Genomic DNA, 14,593 nt, shown 5'->3' with positions numbered 1-14,593 from the left:
CAGACGCAGCAGAAGCCCGGGACACAGACCGACCGGGCAAGGCCCGATCAGGCAAATGCCCTCGGGACATACCCCGAGCCGCAGGCCCGTGGCGTCGCGTCAGCGCTGCGACTTCAGACCTTGCGAATCGCGAGGCCGCTGGGACGCGGCGGCTGGTGGTTGCGCAGAAAACGGGGGGCGTTGTCGTCGACCGTGGTTTCGCCGACCGGCGCGCGCGCCAGCTTGGGGTCGATGTCCTCGTGGAAGGCGACACCGAATCGGCTTTCCTGGACCCACGCGATCGAACCTTCGACCCAGCCGAGGTTGCGGATATTCACTTCGACCACCGCGCCGCGCACGACCCTGACCGGACCTTCGCCCATCATGCCGCCAGCAGAGAGATTGCGCACCTTGATGCGATGCTCTCCGTCGAGCCCGTCGACACGCAGTTCAGCCATAAGGAAGAGGCTGTCGCGCGGGATCTGCCGATTGTCAGACTGTTCCATTCACTCCATCCGGCACCGGGGCCATGCCCCTCTTTACGTCGTTTTCGCTGCCTGGATCATCACACATGCGACCCATCGCACCTGCTGTCTCAGCATTGTCGTCTCGTCAATCCCGGGCAATCCGGGAATGGTTCGAGATTGACGCATTATGCCACAAATCGCGAAGAAAGATTTAACTACATCAGGGGCTTGCCCTAGATCTCGCGGGATGTCCCATTCTGACACCGCCCTGCCGCAAGGGTCGTTTCGGCCCGGAGCAGCCTCTCAGGCTGCTACAGCATTGAAAACACAGGCCCCGAGGCGCAGGCAATCGACGGCTAAAGGGAAATGACGGAGCGGGATCGCACGTCCAGCCCCGGATCATGTCAGAGTTACTGGCTCAGGAAACCGGCAGGACATGCCCCTCATCACAGAGGGACATGCCCGGATTCGGACATCAGTCGTCGCGCGAGACTTTTTCGCGGCGCTCATGCGCCTCTTGGGCCTCGACCGTCATGGTCGCGATCGGGCGTGCCTCGAGCCTACCCAGGCCGATCGGCTCGCCGGTAACCTCGCAGTAGCCGTACTCGCCTTCCTCGATGCGACGCAGCGCCGAATCGATCTTGGCGATCAGCTTGCGCTGGCGGTCGCGGGTGCGCAGTTCGATCGACCAGTCGGTCTCGCTCGAGGCGCGATCGTTGAGATCGGGCTCGCGCAAGGGTCCGTCCTGAAGCTGCTGGAGCGTACCAGCCGCCGCGTCGAGAATTGATTTTTTCCAAGCGAACAGCAGGTTACGAAAGTACTCCTGCTGCGCATCGCACATGTAAGGTTCGTCGTCGGTCGGAACGTAAGCGCCGCCAATGCCCCGCCGCGCCTTGGCCAGAACGTCGATATCGTCAATAAGGGCCGTTGCCATCCAGAGAAACTCCGCAGGTATCCGCCCCGAACTGCCATAGCCCTGCAGTCCCGCATGTTTGCGGTAACCAACCAGCAATCCGCGGTCGGAGCGGCCTATAAGTCTCCGCGAATGCCGAGACAAGGTGATATCAGACACTTCCCACATATTTCGTGAACGATCCTTCCGGATCACTCGAAATCGCGGTCGTGAAACCTCTCTCTCAAAAGCTTCTCGGAAATATCCCTTATGATGGTTAACCCTATGGTTACCAACGTAGGTCAGCCTGTCCTTGCGAAACGACCGGGGGACGGTCGCGAAACAGGGATCACGTCTGATGGAAAATTCTTGGATCAGTGAGAATACGCTAGCCCAGGCTCGAATCGCCGAGGGCGCAGACTTCACGGTTGCAGGCACGGGCCCGCTGGCCGCCTTCCTCGCCGCCGCGGCGCGCGGCGATGCCAACGCCTATTTCGATCTCGGCGTCGCTTACTCGACCGATTCCAACGGCATCGAAAGCGATCTGATCGAGGCGCACAAGTGGTTCAACCTCGCCGCCGTTGCCGGCCACGAGGATGCTCCCGAATGCCGCGCCGAAGTCTCCGACGAGATGACCGCGCGCGAGATCGCCGAAGCCCAGCGCCGTGCCCGCGAATGGCTCAAGTCTACCCGCGAGAGCGCCAGCACCCTGCGCCGCGCGGCCTGAGCGCTCCAGTGCGCCCTGAGCCAAAACCGGTTCAGGGTTTGTCCGCGGCCGGTCCAGCCTTGCGGAACGGCGTGCGTTCGCCAAGCCACAGTTCGTCGCGCGCCATACCGGCACGCTCTTGCTCGAGGTAGTCGGCAATCGCCGCACGCAGCCCCTCGTGGGCGATGTAATGCGCCGATACCGTGCGCACCGGCTCATAGCCGCGCGCAAGCTTGTGGCCGCCCTGGGCGCCCGCCTCGACACGCGAGAGCCCCAGCTCGATGGCCGCATCAATGGCCTGATAATAGCACAGCTCGAAGTGCAGGAACGGCTTGTCGACCAGCGCACCCCAGTAGCGCCCGTATAGCGCCTGCGCCCCGATGAAGTTGAGCGCGCCCGCCACCGGCTCGTCGTCGACGAAGGCCATCACAAGCAGGACGTCCTCTCCCATGGTTTCGCCCAGCAGCGTGAAGGCCTCGCGGGTGAGATAGGGCTGCCCCCACTTGCGCGCGCCGGTATCCTGATAGAACTCCCAGAACGCATCCCAGTGTTCGGGCGTGATCGCACTGCCGCGCAGGCGGCGGATATCCACGCCCTCCTGTGCCTTCGCGCGCTCCTTGCGCAAGTTCTTGCGCTTGGCCGAGGACAAGGCGCCCAGAAAGGCGTCGAAGTCGGTGTAGCCGCGATTCTCCCAGTGAAACTGGATGTCTTCGCGCAGCAGCCAGCCGGCCTGCTCGAACAGCGGCACCTGCGCTGGCTCGATGAAGGTGGCATGCGCCGAGGACAGGCCGTTCTGCTCGCATAGCGATTCGACCGCGCGCAATAGCGGCAGTGCCAGTTCGGGATGCGGGGTGAGGATGCGCGGCCCCGTCGCCGGGGTGAAGGGCGCAGCGATCTGGATCTTGGGATAATACGAGCCGCCGGCGCGGTGCCAGGCATCGGCCCAGGCATGATCGAAAACGTATTCGCCTTGACTGTGTTGCTTGAGATAGGCCGGAAGCGCCGCAGCGATCCCGCCGCCCGGCCCTTCGATGACGATCGGCAGCGGTGCCCAGCCCGTCCCCTCGCCGACCGAGCCCGAATCCTCCATCGCCTTTAGGAAGGCATGGCGCATGAAGGGATTGCCCTCTTGGCCGAGCGCGTCCCACTGGGCCTGCGGCAGGTCACCGACCGCACCGCCCACTTTCGCCACGAATTCGCCTTCACTCACCTCGACCGGTCCTCGTCTGCGCGCCGTCCCCTGCCTGCGCTTGTCTCGTTCATGCGCCCCGCTGCAAACCAGCCTCGCGTCACGCTGCCCGCGTATCGGCAGCGGGCGGGATCATGCCTTCGAAGATGCGGGCGTCGGTACAGGTCAGAGCCCGCTCGTAGCCCGCGAGATCGCGCACCGTCCAGGTCGCAACGGGCATGCCCCTGCGTCTTTGTCCGGTGGCGAAGCGGCCCGGCAGTTCGCGCAGGTCCATCGCCAGGAAGTCGGGCTGGGCATACCACATGGCAAGACGATGGCGACCCCGTCCGAGCGCACCGCTGTCCTCCTTGCGTGAGAGCACAAGACCGCGCACGGTCTCGGGCGAATGGCGCCGGAACCAGCGCGAGACGCGCGGATCGAAACTCATCACCGCATGCGCTCCGGCATAGCCCTCGAGCGCACGGCGTACCGCGAGGCAGAAGCCCGGGGCATTCGATTCGCGGCGCAGCTTGACCTCGATCAGCACCGGCACCAGCCCGTCGATCCGCACCAGCGCCTCGCGCAGAGTGCAGATCGTGTCGGCGCTGCCGCGAAGGGTAATCGCGCCAAGCTCGCTTGCGGTGCGCCCCGCGATGGGCCCAGCATGATCGGTCAGGCGCTCGAGCGCGAAGTCGTGGAACACCACGGGCTGGCCGTCGAAGGTACGCTGGACGTCGAGTTCGATGCCATAGCCCCCCAGCATCGCCCGGTCGAAGGCGCTGCCCGAATTCTCGGGCGCGCCTTCGCCGTGCAGCCCGCGATGGGCAAAATCACGCCCCCTCAGCCAGGCGACCCTGGCCAGATCGGGGACCGGGGCGAGCCAGTCGTCAGGCAGGCTTGACGGCAACGATGGCATCCACTTCGACGGCGGCGCCGAGCGGAAGCACCGGTACGCCAACCGCGCTGCGCGCATGCTTGCCCGCCTCGCCGAAGACCGCGACCATCAGCTCGGACGCGCCATTGGCGACCTTTGGCTGGTCGCTGAAATCACCGGTCGAATTGACGAAGACGCCGAGCTTGACGATCTTCTCGATGCGCTCGAGCGAGCCGAGCGCGGCTTTGAGCTGCGCGAGGATCATGACCCCGCAGGCCTGCGCCGCGACGACGCCTTCCTCGAGCGAGACTTCCTCGCCAAGGCGCCCGGTCACGAGCTGGCCGCCGACGAAGGGCAGCTGGCCCGAGACGTGGGCAAGGCCGCCCGCCTCGACCACCGGGACATAGGCCGCGACCGGAGCGGCCGGTTCGGGCAGTGCGAGGCCGAGTTCGGACAGGCGTGCTTCGATCTCACTCATTGCTTGGAAATTCCTCTAGTTGGATGGCCGCAGCGCAAGGCGCCGGGTCAGGATTGCATCTCGAGGTCGAGTTGTTCGAACAGCCACGTGCGCGCTTCGTTCCAGTCGTCGATGCGCGCGTGGGCGTGTCCGGCCTCGAAGGCGCAGGGGATGAAACCGGCGATGCGCGGTTCGGCGCAGAGGTGCAGGCGGCGCACCTCCGGGGCGATCGCACCGACCGAATCGTGGTGCTGCGAGATATCGTCGACGAAGACCGCACGGCTGGGGCGGTATTCATCGAGGATCGCCTGGAGCGCAGGTCCCTTGGGCCCCTGATTGGTGAAGACGCGCAGGTCGAGGCCGTGCTCGAGCAGCTGCATCTCGCGTGCCTCGCGGCGATGGTCCTGCAGGTTGGTGAGCACCACCACGTCGGCATGTTCGCGGATCGCCTTGATCGTCTCGATCGCGCCGGGCACGGGGGTCTGACGATGCATCTGGTCGTCGAAGAAGCGGCCGAGCAAAGCCCACATCTCGGTTTCGTCGAGCAGCTCGCCCGCGCTGCCGTCCGCACCCTTGCGGCGCATCGAGCGGAAGAACTCGGCGCAGTCGAGGTCGCAGATGACGCCCTCTGCCTCGGCCAGCCAGGCCGAGAAGTGCGAGACCATGTGCAGCAGCACCTCGTCGCAATCGGTAATCAGCAGCGGCCTGTTCATCGCAAATCCTTCCTCAAGCGCCCAGTTTCTCACGCGCGGCGACGATCACCTGCGGATCGACACCGAGCGCCTCTGCCGCACCCACGAGGTCGGGCTCGTGCGCGCACAGGAACTCCAGAACGCCTGCCAGCGTCGCAGGTTCGCCCAGTGCGGCGCGAAGGGCATCGGGAGTCAGCCCGGTGAGCGCGAGGAAACGCTGCGCGCGGTCCTCGTCGGCGAGCACCCAGCCGAGCGCGTTGAGAGCGAGGGCCTGGGGATCGCTCCCGGGGCCATCAGCGGGGGAAGGCGGTGTTCGAAGAATTGTCAGCCTCGCTTGCCTGTCCTAGAGCGGAACACGAACCTCAGATGGGCACCGGGCACCGAATGGCAAAGCGAATTCTCGTTGTCGAGGACAACAACCTCAACCGAAAGCTGTTTTGCGACGTGCTGACCAGCCAGGGATACGAGGTGGAACCCGTCGCCGACGGGCTCGACGCGCTCGACCGTGCGCGCGATTTCATCCCCGACCTCGTCATCATGGACATCCAGCTGCCCAATGTTTCCGGGCTCGACCTGATCGAGAGCGCCAAGCGCGACCCGCAGTTGCGCGAGATCCCGATGCTGGCGGTGACCGCCTATGCGGGCAAGGGCGACGAGGAACGCATCCGCGAGGCAGGTGCGGAAGGGTACCTCGCCAAGCCGGTCTCGATCGGACCGTTCATGCAGGCGGTACGATCGCTCATCTAGGCTGCATTCGCCGCCCTGCCTGCGCGCTTTCGCCTCTGCGCGCTTGACATGTTACACCCGTGCCGCTTTTGCGCCGCAATTCCGGCCCACAGAGCGGCCCGAACCCAATTCGGAGTTTAATGACCATGGACCGCGCAGAGACTTCGGCCCGCATCACCGCCCTGATCGAGCCGTTCAACAAGAAGGACGTCGCGATCACCGACGCGACCCGCTTCACCGACGACCTCGAATTCGACAGCCTGACGGTGATGGACTTCGTCGCCGCGATCGAGGACGAGTTCGACATCATCATCTCAATGAACCAGCAGGCCGAGATCGAGAACTTCGGCCAGCTGGTCGACGCCGTGATCAAGCTCAAGGGCTGAAAGACAAGGCCACGATGACCGACATGCTCAGCGAAAACGAGACCGCAGGCCACGCCGACCTGTTCAGCAAGTTCGACCCGCTCATCCAGATGCGCGCGAACCTGCTCGATTCCGGCGTCGAGGACCCCTTCGGACTGGTGATGGAGCGCGTGCTCTCGCCGACCGTGGCGATGTGCAACGGGCGCGAGACGATCCTTCTCGGCACCTACAACTACATGGGCATGACCTTCGATCCTGACGTGATCGAGGCGGGCAAGCAGGCGCTCGACGACTTCGGTTCGGGCACCACCGGCAGCCGCGTGCTCAACGGTACCTATGTCGGCCACAAGGCAGTCGAAGAGGCGCTATGCGACTTCTACGACATGAAGCACGCGATGGTGTTCTCGACCGGCTATCAGGCGAACCTTGGCATCATCTCGACGATCGCGGGCAAGGGTGACTACATCATCCTCGACATCGACAGCCACGCCTCGATCTGGGACGGGTGCAAGATGGGCGACGCGGAAGTCGTGCCCTTCAAGCACAACGACATCGAGGCCATGGAAAAGCGCCTGCGCCGCATTCCCGAAGGCGCGGGCAAGCTGGTCATCCTCGAAGGCGTCTACTCGATGCTGGGCGACATCGCCCCGCTCAAGGAGATGATCGCGGTCGCCAAGAAGTACGGCGCGATGGTGCTCGTCGACGAGGCGCACTCGATGGGCTTCATCGGCCCCAAGGGGCGCGGCGTGGCCGAGGAACAGGGCTGCCTCGACGACGTCGATTTCGTCATCGGCACCTTCTCCAAGTCGGTCGGCACGGTCGGCGGCTTCTGCGTCTCGAACCATCCCAAGTTCGAGATCATGCGTCTGGTCTGTCGCCCCTACGTCTTCACCGCCAGCCTGCCGCCGAGCGTGGTCGCCACCGCCTGCACCTCGATCCGCAAGCTGATGGATGCGGGCGAGAAGCGCGCGCACCTCTGGGAAAACTCCAAGACGCTGCACAAGGGTCTGAGGGACGCCGGCTTCCAGCTCGGCACCGAGGAGCCGCAGAGCGCGATCATCTCGGTGATCATGCCCGACCTCGAGCGGGGCGCGGGCATGTGGGAAGCGCTGCTCCACGAGGGGCTCTACGTCAATCTCGCGCGTCCGCCGGCGACCCCGGCCAACATGACCCTGCTGCGCTGCTCGCTGTGCGCAGAGCACTCGGCCGAACAGGTCGAGCAGATCATCGGCATGTTCGCCCGCGCTGGAAAGACCGCCGGGATCCTGTGATCGAGGCGCGGCTGCGCTGAAACGAAAAAGGGGCGGGCCTTCCTCGGGCCTGCCCCTTTTTTCATGGCGGCAGAAATGCGCGTTCAGGGGGCGGGTGCGGCCTCGGCGCTGGCGGCGCATTCGGAACTGGCTCCCTTGTCCCCGCCTGCGCTGCCGCCGATCAGCGTGATCACCGCAAAGCCGCCGACCAGCAGCACGCCGAAGAGCACGGTAACCTTGCCCAGGTGCTTGTCGATCACGGCCTTGATCGGCGCGCCGAACAGGCGGAACAGCACGCCGACAGTCATGAAGATCGCACCGCGGCCGACCAGTGCCGAGATGACGAACGTCAGGAAGTTCATCTTCATGAACCCGGCCATGATCGTCAGCAGCTTGAACGGCAGCGGGGTCATCGCGCCGAGCAGCACCGCCAGTTCGCCGTGCTGCTGGAAGTAACAGCGCACCTTGGGGAAGCTCTTGGCGAGTCCGAGCGCCTCGAGCATCGGCTGGCCGACGAGATCGTAGACGAAGTAGCCGATGAGGTAGCCGAAGATGCCGCCGAACACCGAGAACAGTGTCGTGATCAGCGCGAAGCGAACCGCTTTCTTCGGCTCGGCCAGGCACATCAGGCCCAGCAGCGGATGCGGCGGGATCGGGAAGAAGCTCGATTCCACGAAGGAAACTGCGGCCAGCCAGCCCTCGGCATGTCGGTGCGAGGCCTTGGCCATCGTCCAGTCGTAGAGACGCCGCAGCATCGTATTCCCCGCAAGATTTCCTGAGGTTCGCTGCTTAATCGCCATGCTGCGCCGCGGCAAGCGCTAAGGCGGGTGATAGAAAGCGCTTGACTTTTGCACGTTCGATGAGTACAAAACAAGAACATTGACGCCGCCGATTCGCTTTTCCGCGGCCCGATCCCTTCACCCAGCATTGACGGAGAGCCCATGGCGGTCGAGCACCGATCGGGCGGCGATGGCTCGTCGCGCAAGCAGCGCAACGCCGGTCTTCCCGACGGCTGGCAGGACGTGTTCCTCGCCGCACTGGCCTCGACCTCCAACGTCGCGGCCTCGGCGCGCGAGGCACAAGTCCCGCCTGCCCGGGCCTACGAGGCGCGGCGCGGCGATCCGGCCTTCTTCGCGCGCTGGCAGGCAGCGCTATGCGAGGGCTACGACCACCTCGAAATGCAACTTCTGCAGCGCCTGCGCGACGGCGAGATCAAGCCTGCGAGCGGCGCCAAGCGCGGAACGCGCACCTTCGACAATGCCACCGCGCTGCGCCTGCTCATCGCGCACCGCGAGACCGCTGCCCGCCAGCGCGCGATCGCCAGCGACGGCAATGCCGAGACCGTGCTCGCAGCAATCGACGCAAAGATCGAGGCGCTGCGCAGCCGCGCCAGGGACCTCCCCGCCAGCCCAGCCGATGGAGACCAAGGAGATGCACCATAGCAACCAGCTTGCCATCCTGCTCTCCCTCGAAACAGGCGAGCGACGCGCCCTTCTCGACGCACTCACCGAAGTCGAACGCGAGGAATTGGCGACGCACTGGCGGCTCTGGGCGCGGCCCGAGCAGCTGCCCCCGCCCGGCGACTGGCGCACCTGGTTGATCATGGCCGGGCGCGGCTTCGGCAAGACCCGGGCCGGGGCCGAATGGGTCCGCGCCGTCGCCGAGGCCGATCCAGCCGCGCGCATCGCCCTCGTCGGGGCCAGCCTGCCCGAGGCGCGCGCGGTCATGGTCGAGGGCGAGAGCGGACTGCTCGCCACCGCGCCCGCTCGCCGCCGCCCGCTGTTCGAACCCTCGCTGCGCCGGGTCACATGGCCCAATGGCGCTCAGGCCCACCTTTTCTCGGCACAGGAGCCCGAAACCCTGCGCGGCCCCCAGCACAGCCACGCCTGGTGCGACGAGGTCGCCAAGTGGGACAATGCCTCGGCGCGCGCCAACCGCACCTGGGACAACATGATGTTCGGCCTGCGTCTCGGCCCCCGCCCGCAAGCGCTAGCGACCACCACCCCGCGCGCGGTCCCGCTGATGCACCGCATTCTCGAGGAAGGAGAAGACACACTCGTCGTCACCCGTGGCACGACGAACGACAACGCGGCGAACCTGCCCGCGAGCTTCCTCGACCAGACCCGCCGCACCTTCGGACGCTCGTTGCTCGGGCGCCAGGAGCTCGACGGCGAACTGATCGAGGAGATCGAGGGCGCGCTGTGGTCGCGCGCCATGCTCGAGGCCTGCCGCACCGGCGACACGCCGCAATTGACGCGCGTCGTCGTCGGCGTCGATCCGCCCGCCGGAACCGGTGGCGATGCCTGCGGGATCGTCGTTGCCGGACTGGCCGCCGACGGCAGCGCGCATGTCCTCGCCGACGCCTCGGTTGAGAAGGCAAGCCCCGAGCGCTGGGCCCGTGCGGTCGCTACCGCTTGCGAATGCTGGCAGGCCGACCGCGTCGTCGCCGAAGCCAACCAGGGCGGTGCGATGGTCGCCAGCGTGCTGCGCGCCGCATCGCTTTCGCTACCGCTCCGGCTGGTCCACGCCAGCCGCGGCAAGGTCGCCCGCGCAGAGCCCGTCGCGGCGCTCTACGAGGCGGGCCGGGTACGCCACGCCGGTACCTTCGCCGAGCTGGAGGACGAGATGTGCGGCCTAATCGCCGGCGGCGCCTATCAGGGCCCGGGGCGTTCGCCCGACCGCGCCGACGCGCTGGTCTGGGCACTGAGCGAACTCATGCTGGGCAAGACCGCCGCACCGCGCGTGCGCATGGCCTGAACCGACCTTGCACCCGGCCGCGCCGCCGGGCCGCAAAACCCTCGACGAATTCGGCACGCAACAGATGTTCGGGCGAAGGACGCCCCCTCGCCCAAGCACCGCTTCTCACTCCCGCTCAGGCTGAGCTTGTCGAAGCCCCCGCGGCAAAGTGCAGCAAAACCTCATTCCCGAGAAAGGCCCCCGCATGTCCTTCATCGATACGCTCGTCGCCGCCTTCAAGGGCGGGCAGGGACGCGTGCCGCTGGCGCGCGGGACCGCCTCGCCCTGGTTCTTCGCCGATGCCGCGCCGCATCGCGCACCTTACGAATACAACGCCGCCGTGCGCCGCGCCTATCTCGACAACCCGGTCGCGCAGCGCGCGGTGCGCCTCGTTGCCGAAGGCATCGGCGGTGCGCCGCTCAAGCCCATGGACGCACGCCTGCAATCGCTCGTCCATGCAACGAGCGCGGGACAGTCGCTGCTCGAGACGCTCGCCTCGCACCTGCTGCTTCACGGCAATGCCTATGTCCAGGTCCTAAAGGACGCGCTCGGCAATCCGGTCGAGCTCTTCGCGCTGCGTCCCGAGCGGGTGAGCGTGGTCGCGGGCGAGGACGGCTGGCCCTCGGCCTATGCCTACGAGGTCGGCGGGCGGCGCATCGCGATCCCCGCGCTCGACGAGGATGCAGGCGTCAACATCGTCCACATCCGACACTTCCACCCCGGCGACGACCACTATGGCGCAGGCTGCCTGAGTGCCGCAGACCAGGCGGTCGCGACGCACAATGCGGCGAGCGAGTGGAACCGCCAGCTGCTCGAGAACGCCGCGCGGCCCTCGGGCGCGCTGGTCTACGAAAGCGCCGACGGCAACGCACTCTCGTCCGACCAGTTCGACCGGCTCAAGGCCGAACTCGCCGGCGCCTTCGCGGGCGCGGGCAATGCCGGGCGGCCGATGCTGCTCGAAGGCGGCCTCTCGTGGCAGGCCATGGCGATGAGCCCGGCGGACATGGACTTCGCTACGCTGAAGGCCGCCGCAGCGCGCGATATCGCGCTCGCCTTCGGGGTGCCGCCGATGCTGCTCGGCCTGCCCGGCGATTCGACCCACGCCAACTACCGCGAGGCCAACCGCGCGCTCTGGCGCCTCACGCTGCTGCCACTGGCAAACAAGATCCTCGCCGCCTTGTCCGAAGGCCTGGCGCCCTGGTTCGCGAATTCCGCGATCGCCGTCGATCTCGACCGCGTCCCCGCGCTCGCCGAGGATCGCGAGCGGCTCTGGGCACAGGTCAGCGACGCGGACTTCCTGACCCGGTCCGAAAAACGCGCGCTGCTCGGGCTCGACGCGCCCGCGCCCGCGCCCACCGCTGCCAATTCCCCTGAGGAGACCCGGCCATGAACCGTCAGGACATGCTCGTCGGCCTGATCGCACAGGCCGCTGGCGAGGGCTCGGACCTCGTCACCTTGCGCGCCATCGTCGAGGAGGCGAGCGAGCTCGGCGCGCAGCGCATGCTGGCGATGATCGGGCTCGACGACGAAACCGCTCCGCGCGATCTCACCGAACTGCGCGAATTGCTGCGCGCATGGCGTGACGCCAATGCCAGCGCGCGCCATGCAGCGCTCGGCTGGATCGTGCGGGGCGTACTCGCGCTGCTGCTGCTCGGAATGGCGGTGCGGCTCGGCGCGACGGAGCTGCTGCGATGATTCGCCAAGAAGTTGCGGGTGGGACACAACCCTTGCGCTTTGCCGGCTATGCCGCGCTGTTCGACAAGCCCGATGCCGGACGCGACACGATCCGGCGCGGTGCCTTTGCGCGCACCCTCGCCGAAACCGACGCACAGCTCCCCCTCTACTGGCAGCACAGGCCAGACTTGCGCATCGGCTGGATCGAGAGCGCCGCCGAGGATGCGCGCGGCCTTCGCGTCATCGCCGCGATCGCCCGCCCCGGCGGGGCCGCCGCCCGCGCCCTGCGCCGCGGTGCCGTGACCGGGCTCTCGTTCGGCTATCGCGCCCGCGCCAGCCGCCGGGCCGGAGGCGCACGCGAATTGCTCGAACTCGAGCTGTTCGAGGTCAGCCTCGTCACGCATCCGATGCAGTACGGCGCGCGCGTCCACCTGCTCGGCTGAGCCGCGCGCCTCCCGCTCGTCTCCCCTTCCCTCCGTGTCCATCGAGCGCCGCCCGGCAAATGGCGGCCGACAACCCGCGAAAGGTGAATGCCCCATGGAAAATACCCCTCCCGTCGAGGCGCTGGACTCCTCCTTCGACCTCGTCACCCGCCAGGATGCGACCGAAGCTGCCGTCGAGGCGCTTCGCGGTGACGTCGAGGACGTCAAGGCGCGCCTCGAACGCGTCAGCCGCGCCGCTGCCCGTCCGATCATCGAAGGCAGCGCGTCGGGTGCGGCGAGCCCCGAGGTGAAGGGTTTCGTCGACGGCTACCTGCGCCGTGGCCGCGAGACCGAGATCAAGTCGCTCTCGGGTGCGGCGCCCTCGGACGGCGGCTATGCCGTCCCGCGCGAGATCGACGCGATGATCTCGGCGCGCCTCAAGAACATCAGCCCGATCCGCGCCATCGCGCAGGTCGTCCAGACCGGGACCGCGGGCTACCGCAAGCTCATCACCACCGGCGGCACCGCCTCGGGCTGGGTCAGCGAAACCGCGGCACGCCCCGAGACCGCCACCCCCGACTTCGCCGAGATCGCCCCGCCGAGCGGCGAGCTCTATGCCAACCCCGCCGCCAGCCAGGCCATGCTCGACGATGCCGCCTTCGACATCCAGTCCTGGCTCGCCGACGAGATCTCCTCCGAGTTCGCCCGCGCCGAGGGCGCAGCCTTCATCGCGGGCACCGGCACCAACCAGCCCAGCGGCATCCTCGCCGCCCCGGTCAGCGCCCTCGAGGACGCCAGCCGCAGCTTCGGCACGCTGCAGTTTCTCGGCTCGGGCGATGCCGATGGCTTCGACACCAATCCCGAACTCAAGCTGATCGACCTCGTCCATTCGCTCAAGGGCGGCCATCGCCAGGGTGCGAGCTGGGTGATGAATTCGAAGACGCTCGCGATCGTGCGCAAGCTCAAGGCCGCCGACGGCTCGTTCCTGTGGCAGCCGGGCCTGATGGAGGGCCAGCCCAACCGCCTGCTCGGTTACCCGGTGGTCGAGGCCGAGGACATGCCCGACGTTGCCGCCGGTGCCTTCCCGATCGCCTTCGGCAACTTCCGCGCCGGCTACCTCATCGCCGAGCGCAGCGCCACCGCGATCCTGCGCGATCCCTTCACCAACAAGCCCTTCGTGCACTTCTACGCGACCAAGCGGATCGGCGGGCAGGTGCTCGATTCGGACGCGATCAAGCTGCTCAAGATCGCGGCCTGACGCGCAACCCCAATACGCGTCCCTGATGGCCGCGGCATGCGCCCAAGACGCACAGGGCTGGCCTCGTCCCCGCCTCCAGCCCGCTGACCGCCGCGGCCCGGTCCGCGCCGTGCCCGCACCTGCCCCGTCCCCCTCTTCCGGGCGGTGCGCAGGCGCGGCGCGGACCACCTTTCTGCCCGCCAGAACCTGATCGGAGTTGCCCATGAACCGGGTCGTCCTCACGCCGGCCACCCTGCCCGCATCGGTGCTCGCCGAGCTCAAGCTCTGGCTCGGCATCACCACCAGCCACGACGATGACCTGCTCGCCCGCCTGCTCGCCGCAGCGCTGGAGACCTGCGAGGCCTTTACCGGCCAGGTCCCGCTCGCCTGCACCTGCGAGGAAGTACACCCGGCCCGCAGCGGCTGGCAGGTGCTCGCCGCAAGGCCGGTACGCGCGATCACCGGGCTCTCGTCGATCGCCGCCGATGGCACGCGTGTCGCGCTTGCGCCCGGGGACTACGCGCTCGAGATCGATGCCGAGGGCGCGGGCCGTTTCCGTCTCGAAGCCGCGATGACCGGGCGCCTTGCCGTCACGTTCTCGGCCGGACTGGCCGAGGAGTGGGATGCGCTGCCCGAGGGCCTGCGCCACGGCGTGGTGCGCCTCGCCGCCCACCAGCACCGCGAACGCGAGGGTGCAGGAGCCGCGCCCCTGCCTCCCGCCGCCGTCGCCGCGCTGTGGCGTCCCTGGCGAAGGCTGCGCCTTGCATGAGCGGCAAGCGCATCGATACCGACGCCGGCGCCGCTTTTGCGAGGCTCGTCCCCGCACTTGTGCGCAGTGCTGAACAGATCGCGCGCAGCCATATGGTCGAGCGCTCGCTCGCCCGCCGCGACGATCCGCGCCGCTGGCGCCGCGCCACGCTGATCTGGCCTAGTTTCACGAGAGGTTGA

Annotated in this window: 20 protein-coding genes; 12 read left to right on the top strand and 8 right to left on the bottom strand. The window is 67.3% G+C overall.

Annotated elements, in window-relative coordinates; all coding sequences use genetic code 11:
* Nucleotides 1-113 precede the first annotated feature (113 nt).
* Nucleotides 114-485 (bottom strand): PilZ domain-containing protein, encoded by a 372-nt coding sequence (locus I5E68_RS17525; protein ID WP_197166551.1) that lies wholly within the window; start codon nucleotides 483-485, stop codon nucleotides 114-116.
* A 436-nt stretch (nucleotides 486-921) separates the two neighbouring features.
* Nucleotides 922-1,380 (bottom strand): RNA polymerase-binding protein DksA, encoded by a 459-nt coding sequence (dksA, locus tag I5E68_RS17520; protein WP_197166542.1) that lies wholly within the window; start codon nucleotides 1,378-1,380, stop codon nucleotides 922-924.
* A gap of 316 nt (nucleotides 1,381-1,696) precedes the next feature.
* On the opposite strand from dksA, the gene I5E68_RS17515 reads away from it, so the two are divergent.
* Complete coding sequence (locus I5E68_RS17515) at nucleotides 1,697-2,065, top strand: hypothetical protein (protein WP_197166533.1); 369 nt, start codon at nucleotides 1,697-1,699, stop codon at nucleotides 2,063-2,065.
* Between the two features lie 31 nt (nucleotides 2,066-2,096).
* Here the strand turns inward: I5E68_RS17515 and I5E68_RS17510 are convergent, their stop codons facing one another.
* From I5E68_RS17510 to I5E68_RS17490, 5 genes are all read right to left on the bottom strand, one after another.
* Nucleotides 2,097-3,254, bottom strand: a complete 1,158-nt coding sequence (locus I5E68_RS17510; protein ID WP_197166531.1) for a GNAT family N-acetyltransferase — start codon at nucleotides 3,252-3,254, stop codon at nucleotides 2,097-2,099.
* A 79-nt stretch (nucleotides 3,255-3,333) separates the two neighbouring features.
* Nucleotides 3,334-4,128 carry a glycerophosphodiester phosphodiesterase family protein gene (locus I5E68_RS17505; RefSeq protein ID WP_197166529.1) on the bottom strand — a complete coding sequence of 265 codons (795 nt, stop codon included), beginning with the start codon at nucleotides 4,126-4,128 and terminating at the stop codon, nucleotides 3,334-3,336.
* A complete protein-coding gene (locus I5E68_RS17500; protein ID WP_197166527.1) occupies nucleotides 4,100-4,564 on the bottom strand; it encodes a RidA family protein in 465 nt (154 codons plus the stop codon). Before I5E68_RS17500 ends, I5E68_RS17505 begins: the two co-directional genes overlap by 29 nt.
* A 47-nt stretch (nucleotides 4,565-4,611) precedes the next feature.
* Entirely contained in the window at nucleotides 4,612-5,256 is a 645-nt protein-coding gene (locus tag I5E68_RS17495; protein WP_197166525.1) for an HAD family hydrolase, read from the bottom strand.
* Nucleotides 5,257-5,269: 13 nt separating this feature from the next.
* Entirely contained in the window at nucleotides 5,270-5,557 is a 288-nt protein-coding gene (locus I5E68_RS17490) for a DUF3572 domain-containing protein (RefSeq protein WP_197166879.1), read from the bottom strand.
* Between the two features lie 62 nt (nucleotides 5,558-5,619).
* On the opposite strand from I5E68_RS17490, the gene I5E68_RS17485 reads away from it, so the two are divergent.
* From I5E68_RS17485 to spt, 3 genes are all read left to right on the top strand, one after another.
* The gene (locus I5E68_RS17485) at nucleotides 5,620-5,982 is read left to right on the top strand and encodes a response regulator (protein ID WP_197166523.1); all 363 of its coding nucleotides are present in this window, start codon (nucleotides 5,620-5,622) and stop codon (nucleotides 5,980-5,982) included.
* Between the two features lie 125 nt (nucleotides 5,983-6,107).
* Complete coding sequence (locus tag I5E68_RS17480) at nucleotides 6,108-6,347, top strand: acyl carrier protein (RefSeq protein WP_197166521.1); 240 nt, start codon at nucleotides 6,108-6,110, stop codon at nucleotides 6,345-6,347.
* A gap of 14 nt (nucleotides 6,348-6,361) precedes the next feature.
* Nucleotides 6,362-7,597 carry a serine palmitoyltransferase gene (spt, locus tag I5E68_RS17475; protein ID WP_197166519.1) on the top strand — a complete coding sequence of 412 codons (1,236 nt, stop codon included), beginning with the start codon at nucleotides 6,362-6,364 and terminating at the stop codon, nucleotides 7,595-7,597.
* Nucleotides 7,598-7,680: 83 nt separating this feature from the next.
* Here spt and I5E68_RS17470 read toward each other — a convergent pair whose 3' ends face one another.
* On the bottom strand, nucleotides 7,681-8,331 hold the full coding sequence (locus I5E68_RS17470) for a YqaA family protein (protein WP_197166517.1): 651 nt from the start codon (nucleotides 8,329-8,331) through the stop codon (nucleotides 7,681-7,683).
* 186 nt (nucleotides 8,332-8,517) lie between these two features.
* Between I5E68_RS17470 and I5E68_RS17465 the strand changes: the two genes are divergently transcribed.
* The 8 genes from I5E68_RS17465 to I5E68_RS17430 all read left to right on the top strand — a co-directional run bounded on the left by I5E68_RS17465 (nucleotide 8,518) and on the right by I5E68_RS17430 (nucleotide 14,593).
* The gene (locus tag I5E68_RS17465; protein ID WP_197166515.1) at nucleotides 8,518-9,018 is read left to right on the top strand and encodes a hypothetical protein; all 501 of its coding nucleotides are present in this window, start codon (nucleotides 8,518-8,520) and stop codon (nucleotides 9,016-9,018) included.
* Nucleotides 9,008-10,333 (top strand): DNA-packaging protein, encoded by a 1,326-nt coding sequence (locus I5E68_RS17460; RefSeq protein ID WP_197166512.1) that lies wholly within the window; start codon nucleotides 9,008-9,010, stop codon nucleotides 10,331-10,333. Before I5E68_RS17465 ends, I5E68_RS17460 begins: the two co-directional genes overlap by 11 nt.
* Nucleotides 10,334-10,517: 184 nt before the next feature.
* Nucleotides 10,518-11,702 carry a phage portal protein gene (locus I5E68_RS17455; RefSeq protein ID WP_197166510.1) on the top strand — a complete coding sequence of 395 codons (1,185 nt, stop codon included), beginning with the start codon at nucleotides 10,518-10,520 and terminating at the stop codon, nucleotides 11,700-11,702.
* Nucleotides 11,699-12,007, top strand: coding sequence for a DUF6127 family protein (locus I5E68_RS17450; RefSeq protein WP_197166508.1), 309 nt, complete (start codon nucleotides 11,699-11,701; stop codon nucleotides 12,005-12,007). The genes I5E68_RS17455 and I5E68_RS17450 overlap by 4 nt, the downstream gene beginning before the upstream one ends.
* Complete coding sequence (locus I5E68_RS17445) at nucleotides 12,004-12,429, top strand: HK97 family phage prohead protease (RefSeq protein ID WP_197166506.1); 426 nt, start codon at nucleotides 12,004-12,006, stop codon at nucleotides 12,427-12,429. The genes I5E68_RS17450 and I5E68_RS17445 overlap by 4 nt, the downstream gene beginning before the upstream one ends.
* A gap of 94 nt (nucleotides 12,430-12,523) precedes the next feature.
* The gene (locus I5E68_RS17440; protein WP_197166504.1) at nucleotides 12,524-13,666 is read left to right on the top strand and encodes a phage major capsid protein; all 1,143 of its coding nucleotides are present in this window, start codon (nucleotides 12,524-12,526) and stop codon (nucleotides 13,664-13,666) included.
* Between the two features lie 202 nt (nucleotides 13,667-13,868).
* Nucleotides 13,869-14,414, top strand: a complete 546-nt coding sequence (locus I5E68_RS17435; protein WP_197166502.1) for a head-tail connector protein — start codon at nucleotides 13,869-13,871, stop codon at nucleotides 14,412-14,414.
* Entirely contained in the window at nucleotides 14,411-14,593 is a 183-nt protein-coding gene (locus I5E68_RS17430; protein WP_197166492.1) for a hypothetical protein, read from the top strand. The genes I5E68_RS17435 and I5E68_RS17430 overlap by 4 nt, the downstream gene beginning before the upstream one ends.

The organism is Novosphingobium aureum (genome assembly GCF_015865035.1).
In the GTDB taxonomy this organism is placed as follows: Bacteria; Pseudomonadota; Alphaproteobacteria; order Sphingomonadales; family Sphingomonadaceae; genus Novosphingobium; species Novosphingobium aureum.
This window is presented reverse-complemented; position numbering and strand designations above follow the sequence as displayed.